Source organism: Endozoicomonas sp. ONNA1 (assembly GCF_024606325.1).
GTDB lineage: Bacteria > Pseudomonadota > Gammaproteobacteria > Pseudomonadales > Endozoicomonadaceae > Endozoicomonas_A.
Genome location: NZ_JAHHPN010000489.1, coordinates 1 through 7,712, shown reverse-complemented (window position 1 = coordinate 7,712; position 7,712 = coordinate 1). Strand labels below are relative to the sequence as shown.

Sequence of the window (7,712 nt, the reverse complement as noted above, 5' to 3'; positions counted from 1 at the left end):
ATGCTAGTTATCATTTGCTGGTTTATCACTGTTTGGATGTAGCTGCGGTTGGCAGTTTACTACTTGATCCAGAAAAAAAACTATGCCAATCACTGGCCAGACAGTTGGAATTAGAGCCTGACTGGTTACAACAATGGTTCACATTTTGTTTGATGTTACATGATGTAGGTAAATTTGCCCGTTGCTTTCAAAATAAAGTGACAGGACTCTCTTCAGAACTGGTGCCTGAAGTTACAGGTAAAAAAGATATTCGGCATGATTCTCTGGGTTTTACGCTCTGGACGAATGAGTTGTGTAAGCTGATATCTGACATTATTCCGTCCCAAAAAACGCAGCGTTCCGTCCACCCCTGGCTGGAAATTGTTTGTGGTCATCATGGTAAACCCCCACAGCCCCTGAGGACAGTTAAGACAGCCCTTGTTCCTGAGGAAGACATTCCCGCTGCGGAATCTTTTTTGAGAGAAATAGCCAAACACTGGTTGCCTGATTTGACACCATTAAGCTCAATCAATAAAGAAGGGTTTAAGAAGTCTTCATGGCAATTGGCAGGTGTTGCCGTTCTGGCAGACTGGCTTGGTTCTGACCAGAGCATTTTTCACTATAATAGCGATATACAGCCTTTACCTGAATACTGGAAACAAACAGCACTTCCTAAGGCGAAAGAAGTTTTGTCAAAACGCGAGTTCCAGCCCAAAGCCATCACCCCTTTCAGATCCATTCAAGACCAGTTCGATTTTATTCGACAACCTACCCCTCTGCAGCAGTTTGCTCAAAGCGTTGAGATTCGACAAAACCCGCAGCTATTTATTCTGGAGGATGTGACCGGAGCCGGAAAAACGGAAGCGGCTATGGTATTGGTGCATCGTTTGTTGAGTCAGGGGTTGGCAGAAGGGTTGTATGTTGGTTTGCCGACCATGGCTACAGCGAATGGCATGTACGACAGGTTAAAAAACAGTTATCGGTCCTTATTTCAAGGGAGTCCCAAACCTTCTCTGGTCTTGGCACACGGAGCCAGCCAGTTGTCAGAAGATTTTCAGGAATCAATTCAGCTGGAAGATCAACAGAGCGACCAGACTTATGCGGCAGGTGATCAAACTGCCAGTGCCTATTGCAACCAATGGCTGGCAGATAGTCGCAAGAAAGCGTTATTAGCTGATGTTGGTGTTGGTACGATTGATCAGGTTTTGCTGGCGGTATTGCCCGCAAGACATCAGTCACTGCGAATGTTGGGGCTAAAAGGTAAGGTGCTGCTTCTGGATGAAGTTCATGCCTACGACTCCTATATGCGAGAGTTACTGGCTGCACTACTGCAAGCTCACGCCTCTCAGGGCGGTAGCGTTATTTTATTGTCTGCTACATTGCCCCATCAATTTCGTAAGGCATTACTGGACGCTTATCTTAAAGGGCGGGGGCTGGAGTTGGAAAGTCTGCCTGCAACAAAAGCTTACCCGCTAGTCAGTCAGGCATGTGATCAGGGATTTGCTGAGAAACAGCTTTCCACTCGTGACAGTGTTAAACGACAAGTTAAGGTTAAGAGGCTGGGTGATCCTGCAGAAGCCATTGAATTAATTATCAGGTCTATCGAACAGGGTTGCTGCATTTGCTGGATTCGCAATACCATCGGGGACGCCAGGTCAGCATGGCAGCAGCTTGACGATGACCCACGAATTGATTCAGCAAAACTTACCCTGTTCCATAGTCGTTTTTCCATGATTGACCGGCAAACGATTGAAGGGGATGTATTAAAAAGATTTGGCAAAGAATCTGGCCCAGAACAAAGAATGGGTCAGGTGTTAATTGCCACTCAGGTCGTAGAACAAAGCCTGGACCTGGATTTTGATAGTATGATTTCGGATCTGGCACCTATAGATTTGCTGATTCAGCGCGCAGGCCGACTTCAACGTCATAATAGGGATGTTGCAGGCAAACGGCTCGAAAATGACCAGCCAGACCAGCGTTTAACGCCTTGCTTTTATCTTCTCTCACCTGATCCGCTGCAAGTTCATAGTGACCAGTGGCTCAAGTCCGTCCTGCCCAGAATTCAAGGTGTTTATTCCCATGTGGGGCAGTTATGGTTGACTGCCAGACTGTTATTAGAAAAACAAGGCTTTGCCATGCCAGAAGATGCCCGTGACTTGATCGAGGGCGTTTATGGTGTCAAAGCGCAAACAGACATTCCTGAGCAGCTGCAAAAAGCCAGTGATGATGCCCTTGCCAAAGATAATGCCCGTAAAAATATGGGCGAATTCAATTGCCTGAAGCTTGAGTCGGGTTATAACTGGAAAAGCGGTGGCCCTGCTAACGGCTGGGATGAGGATACTCATATACCTACCCGGCTCAATGAAGTCGAAACCGAGACTATCGTAATAGCCGTGCCGGATGACAACGGGCATTTACACCCTTTAGCCAATACCGGCAACCCAAAGCATTTTTGGCGACTGAGTCTGCTTCAGTTGCCTGTTCATGAGTGGGAGAAAGCCAGCTTGCTTATTCCAGACGACTGGTCAGTGGAAATAGAACGAATAAAGCAACAGTACCCTTACTTAAAGTACTTCCAAATATTGCCACTTGTGGCTGAAACAAAACATTTGTACCAGTCACAAGGCGGCTGGGATCTGGACAGAAAACCCTGCGGGCGCAGGGAACGTAGTTTGCCGCACTATTAAACGGATCAGCTCTGAGTCTCAGAGAAGGGTCGGGAGCAGTGTAGGTGGGTTTTCCGTCACAGGTAGAAAATTAATCACAAAAAATATAGCAGCACTATTAAACTTGTCTAATCTTCTTTTGGGTTTATAGAGGCTTTTAAAATGAATCTAGTTACAGATAGGTGGTTGGCTGTTACCCGGCAAGACGGCAGTGAGTGTAAAATTGCTCCCTGGCAAATTGCCGAAACTGAAAATCCGGTGGTTGAAGTCAACGTTCCACGAACGGATTTTAAGGGAGCACTGTATCAATGGTTAGTTGGTCTTTTACAAACCACTCTTGCTCCTGAAGATGATGAGGAGTGGTATGAGCTTTGGGAAGAGTCACCCTCCGAAACAAGCCTGCAGCAAGCGTTTAGTTCTGTTGCATCAGCGTTTGAACTGGTCAGTGATGATGGCCCTGCATTTTTGCAAGACTTTGATTTACCGGAAGCTGAGCAAAAACCGATATCTGCCTTGCTGATTGAAGCGCCGGGCAGCAAGACTCTCAAAGACAACCTTGATCATTTTATCAAAGGCGATACGGTCAGTGAGATGTGCGAGAGTTGCGCAGCAACAGCATTGTTTACCTTGCAAACCAATGCACCCTCCGGAGGGTCCGGGCATCGGGTTGGTTTAAGAGGAGGTGGGCCTTTAACTACCTTGGTTTTGCCAGAAGCACCTTCGGCAAGCTTGTGGCAAAAACTTTGGCTGAATGTGTTAACCCGGGAAGACTATGAACCTGAATGTCAAAACCGGGCAGACATATTTCCCTGGCTTGGAAAAACTCGTCTGTCCGATAAGTCTGGCCAAAGTACCCAACCCAGTGATACGCATCCATTGCAAATGTATTGGGGAATGCCTCGCAGAATCCGCTTATTAAATAATAAAACCACAGGCAACTGCAGTTTGTGTGGCGCTCAGGATGAAACGTTATTCAACGCTTTCACTACTAAAAACTATGGCGTGAATTATGAAGGTCTCTGGCTTCATCCTTTAACCCCTTACCGCAAAGATCCTAAAAACAAAAATCCACCGCTTAGCCTGAAAGGTCAGCAAGGTGGGCTGGGTTATCGTCATTGGCTAGGTCTATGCCTCACAGATGCCGATAATGGCAATGGTGCGGCGGAAGTCGTGCAACGTTGGCAGGAAAGGGCGAACTATTTCCGGGAAATAGCAGAGGCTGGCATGAGGCTATGGTGTTTTGGTTTTGACATGGACAACATGAAAGCTCGCTGCTGGTACGAGCATCAAATGCCACTGATTAAAGTGGATGAAAATTATCGTGATGCTTTTGTCGACCTGGTTGGTCAGTTAATGATTGCCGCTAAAGATACCGTTTCTTTGTTAAGAACGCAGGTAAAAACAGCCTGGTTCAGCAGGCCTAAAGATGCCAAAGGTGACATCAGCATGATTGACCAGGCTTTCTGGCAAAAAACAGAAAGCGCATTTTACCAGCACCTGCATACCTTGGCGGTTTTGCCAGAAGATACCTCAGATTTGCCGGCAAAGGTGGCTAAACAATGGGTGGAACTACTCAGCAAAACGGCGACAGAGCAGTTTCATTTTTGGGTGCTGGAAGGTGATATTGAAGACCGGGATATGAAAAGGATTATTGGCAGTCGCAGGTTGCTGTCCAGTAAGCTGAAAACGCTTAAATCACTAAAACCATTGTGGCAACTTGCCAGCACTCTTGAAGAAGAACAGGCCAAACCGGAGGTAGCCTGATGAAAGACTATCGCAAACTCAATGAGCAAGACCAGAAAGCCTTGTTGTCCTGGTGGGAGTCCCTACCAAACAATCCCGGAGAACGTGCTCAATTGCGCCGCGTTTCCAGCAGTGATGATATTTTGCTCACTTCAGCCTTTGCCCATTTTTTACGACAAATGCCTGGTTATTGGGGAGTGAGGCCGGGCGAACGGGGCATTAATCTGGCCGATGCAGCAATGGTTGCGGCCGTGTTGGCAAGAGTTAAAGAGCACAACGAAAATAACAGCTTTGCTACCAGTCTCGCAATGCCGAAAGAGAAAGGGGGCAAGGCTGCGATGAGCGAATTGCGTTTTCAGCAGCTACAAAAAAGCCGTACAGAGCAAGAGTTTTTCACACGCATATGTCGGGCGGTAAATCTACTGGGTGGCAAAGTCAATATATTTTCACTGGCTGACAGCATTTTGCACTGGCTGAGCGAGTTTTGGTTTGCCCCAGCATCCCGTCCTCAGGACCGGTTGGCGGTGATATGGGCTTCTGAATACTACGGCGAATTTAAAGACTGATTTTTTCTGTAAGGAGATAAACAATGAACCGCTTTCTACAATTGCATCTGCTGACTTCTTATCCTCCCGCTAATCTGAACCGGGATGACCTGGGACGACCTAAAACCGCCAAAATGGGTGGGACTGACCGTTTAAGAGTATCTTCACAAAGTCTTAAACGTACCTGGCGAGTTTCAGATTTGTTCCAAAGCGCTTTGGATGGGCACTTGGGTACTCGCACCAAAATGTTGGGTGTGCAAATTTTCGATCAGTTAAAAAGCGCTGACCTTTCTGAAAAAAAAGCCAAAGGGTGGGCACAAGCCATTGCGGGGGAATTTGGTACGCTGGAAAAAGAAAATAAAGAAAATCCTCTTTCTGGCTTGAAAATTCAACAACTGGTTCATGTCAGTGGCAAGGAGCAGCAAGCTATCGACGAACTGACTCAAACGCTGATAACTGAAAAGCGAGCCCCTGCCAAAGAAGAACTGGAACTGTTACGTATGGAGGGAATGGCTGCGGATATTGCGTTATTCGGTCGTATGCTGGCATCTAAACCTGCATTTAACGTAGAAGCTGCTTGTCAGGTTGCTCACGCTATTTCCGTCCATCCAGTGACTATTGAAGACGACTATTTCACCGCGGTCGATGATTTGAATGATGGTAGTGAAGATGCTGGCGCTGCACACATCGGTGAAACGGGTTTTGCAGCCGGTTTATTTTATTCCTATATCTGCATCAACAAAGAGCTGCTTATTGAAAACCTGAATGGTGACATTGAGCTGGCTAACAAAACCATTGCTGCATTGACTGAAGCGGCCATAAAAGTATCACCTGAGGGTAAGCAAAACAGTTTTGGCAGTCGGGCTTATGCCTCTTATGTTTTGGCAGAAGTGGGCGATCAGCAGCCACGGTCTCTGTCAGTTGCTTTTCTGAAGCCTGTTGACAAATACGCTGAAGATTATGCAACCGCTGCCATCGCAGCACTAGAGCAGCAGCGGGACAATTTTAACGATGTTTATGGCAACTGTGCAGATGATCAATACTTACTGAATGCTGTGACCGGCGATGGTCGCCTGCAGGAATTGTTGGCTTTTGTCTCTAAGTAGGAGCAGATTATGAATTATCTGCTATTTCGACTTTATGGCCCTATGGCCAGCTGGGGTGAAATTGCCCTGGGCGAAAACCGGCATTCCGCAACCTATCCCGGAAAATCGGCAATACTCGGTTTGCTTGGCGCTGCGCTCGGTATTCGCAGGGACGATGAAACTGGCCAGCAGGCTCTGATGCATGGTTATTCGCTGGCAGTAAAACAGATGGCTGCTGGTGGCTTTCTCAGGGATTACCATACAGTTCAGGCTCCGAAGTCTGGCGGTAAGTTTGCTTACCGCACCCGGCGTGACGAAGTGGTTCTCGGGCGGGAGCGTCTGGGACCGCTTCTCTCCAGCAGGGAATATCGAACGGATGCTTTAGCGGTGGTGGCTGTTAAAGCCAACGAACAGGCCCGCTGGTCGCTGCAACAGTTGCGGGATGCATTGTTAAAACCCAGATTCCACCTCTATCTGGGGCGAAAAGCCTGTCCATTGGCTGCACCTCTGCAGCCAGAGCTCATCACGGCTGGGGCTTTTTTGCAGGCGTTGGATCGTTATCAACCGAAACCTTTGCTACGCAGCAAACTGGAGTGGGTGACTGACCAGCGTTTTCTAAAACCCGACAGTACCTGGTATTACTACTGGCAGGGAGAGCTGGCGGATTTTGCTGCACCTGACAGAGTGCCACTCAACCAAATTCAGCAACTGGTGAGGCATGACCAGCCTTTGTCGCGGCAACGATGGCAGTTTCAGCCCCGCAAAGAAAATCTTTGGTTGTCCAAACCAACATCGAAAGAGGGAAGCTGATGTACTTATCCCGTATTCAACTCACCCCTGCGCTGTTGGAACAGACCCAGCTAGGCAAATTACTCCGTCGTGACAGCTACGGTATGCACCAGTTATTGTGGGATGTGTTTCCTGATGGCCAGTACCTGTTTCGGGAAGAAAACAGTCATAAGCAGCTGGGTACACGTCAACAATGGCCTCTGTTTTATGTACTTTCAGCCCATGCCCCTGCCGACAATTCCCCTTTGTTTCAGATTGATTGCAAAACTTTTCAACCGAAACTGAAAGCGGGGGATCGACTGGCTTTCCAACTGAGAGCCAATCCAACCATTGCCAGGCGGCAGCAAGGCAAAAAAAACTCGGCACGTCACGATGTGGTGATGGATGCCAAGTTTCAGCACCTGCTGCAAAAATGCCTTGAGCATGGCGTGCTCAGTGAGAGTGATATATACACTGGTGCTGAGGGAGAGCGTAGAGTTTTGCGCAACAACCTGAACCGCAAACAGTTGAAGCTGCAATTGTTTTCTCTTGCAGAATTTAAACAGCCAGAAAACCGCGAGGTATTTATGCGGCATCAATTGATAGCGATTGATAAGGCTGCAACAGGCTGGTTGGAGAAAAAGGCAGAGTCTGGTGGTTTTAAACTTGAATCAACTCAGGCTACAGGTTATCTATGGCATTCTCTGAGTGATGCCAAGCAAAAGCGTAATGCTGGCTATAGCAGTATGGATTACCAGGGTGTTTTGCAAATAACAAATGAGAATCTTTTTTGGGAACAACTGCAAAAAGGGTTTGGCCAGGCTAAGCGATTTGGCTGCGGATTGATGTTGATTCGCCGTTTGGAGGGCTAATGTCGTTTATCCCACTAAAACCCATCCCAATCAAAGATCGGATGTCCATGGTGT

The 7,712-nt window shown here is 47.5% G+C and carries 6 protein-coding genes; all 6 read left to right on the top strand.

Features of this window, described 5'->3' with window-relative positions; all coding sequences use genetic code 11:
* On the top strand, positions 1-2,666 hold a 2,666-nt coding region (gene cas3 / locus KDK19_RS11185; RefSeq protein WP_257291974.1), incomplete at its 5' end, for a CRISPR-associated helicase Cas3'.
* Between the two features lie 141 nt (positions 2,667-2,807).
* On the top strand, positions 2,808-4,409 hold the full coding sequence (gene casA / locus KDK19_RS11180; RefSeq protein WP_257291973.1) for a type I-E CRISPR-associated protein Cse1/CasA: 1,602 nt from the start codon (positions 2,808-2,810) through the stop codon (positions 4,407-4,409).
* Entirely contained in the window at positions 4,409-4,954 is a 546-nt protein-coding gene (gene casB, locus KDK19_RS11175; protein WP_257291972.1) for a type I-E CRISPR-associated protein Cse2/CasB, read from the top strand. Before casA ends, casB begins: the two co-directional genes overlap by 1 nt.
* A gap of 23 nt (positions 4,955-4,977) precedes the next feature.
* Positions 4,978-6,039 carry a type I-E CRISPR-associated protein Cas7/Cse4/CasC gene (gene cas7e, locus KDK19_RS11170; RefSeq protein WP_257291971.1) on the top strand — a complete coding sequence of 354 codons (1,062 nt, stop codon included), beginning with the start codon at positions 4,978-4,980 and terminating at the stop codon, positions 6,037-6,039.
* 9 nt (positions 6,040-6,048) lie between these two features.
* Positions 6,049-6,828 (top strand): type I-E CRISPR-associated protein Cas5/CasD, encoded by a 780-nt coding sequence (gene cas5e, locus KDK19_RS11165; protein ID WP_257291970.1) that lies wholly within the window; start codon positions 6,049-6,051, stop codon positions 6,826-6,828.
* Positions 6,828-7,658 (top strand): type I-E CRISPR-associated protein Cas6/Cse3/CasE, encoded by an 831-nt coding sequence (gene cas6e / locus KDK19_RS11160; protein ID WP_257279962.1) that lies wholly within the window; start codon positions 6,828-6,830, stop codon positions 7,656-7,658. Before cas5e ends, cas6e begins: the two co-directional genes overlap by 1 nt.
* The last annotated feature ends 54 nt before the right edge of the window (positions 7,659-7,712 follow it).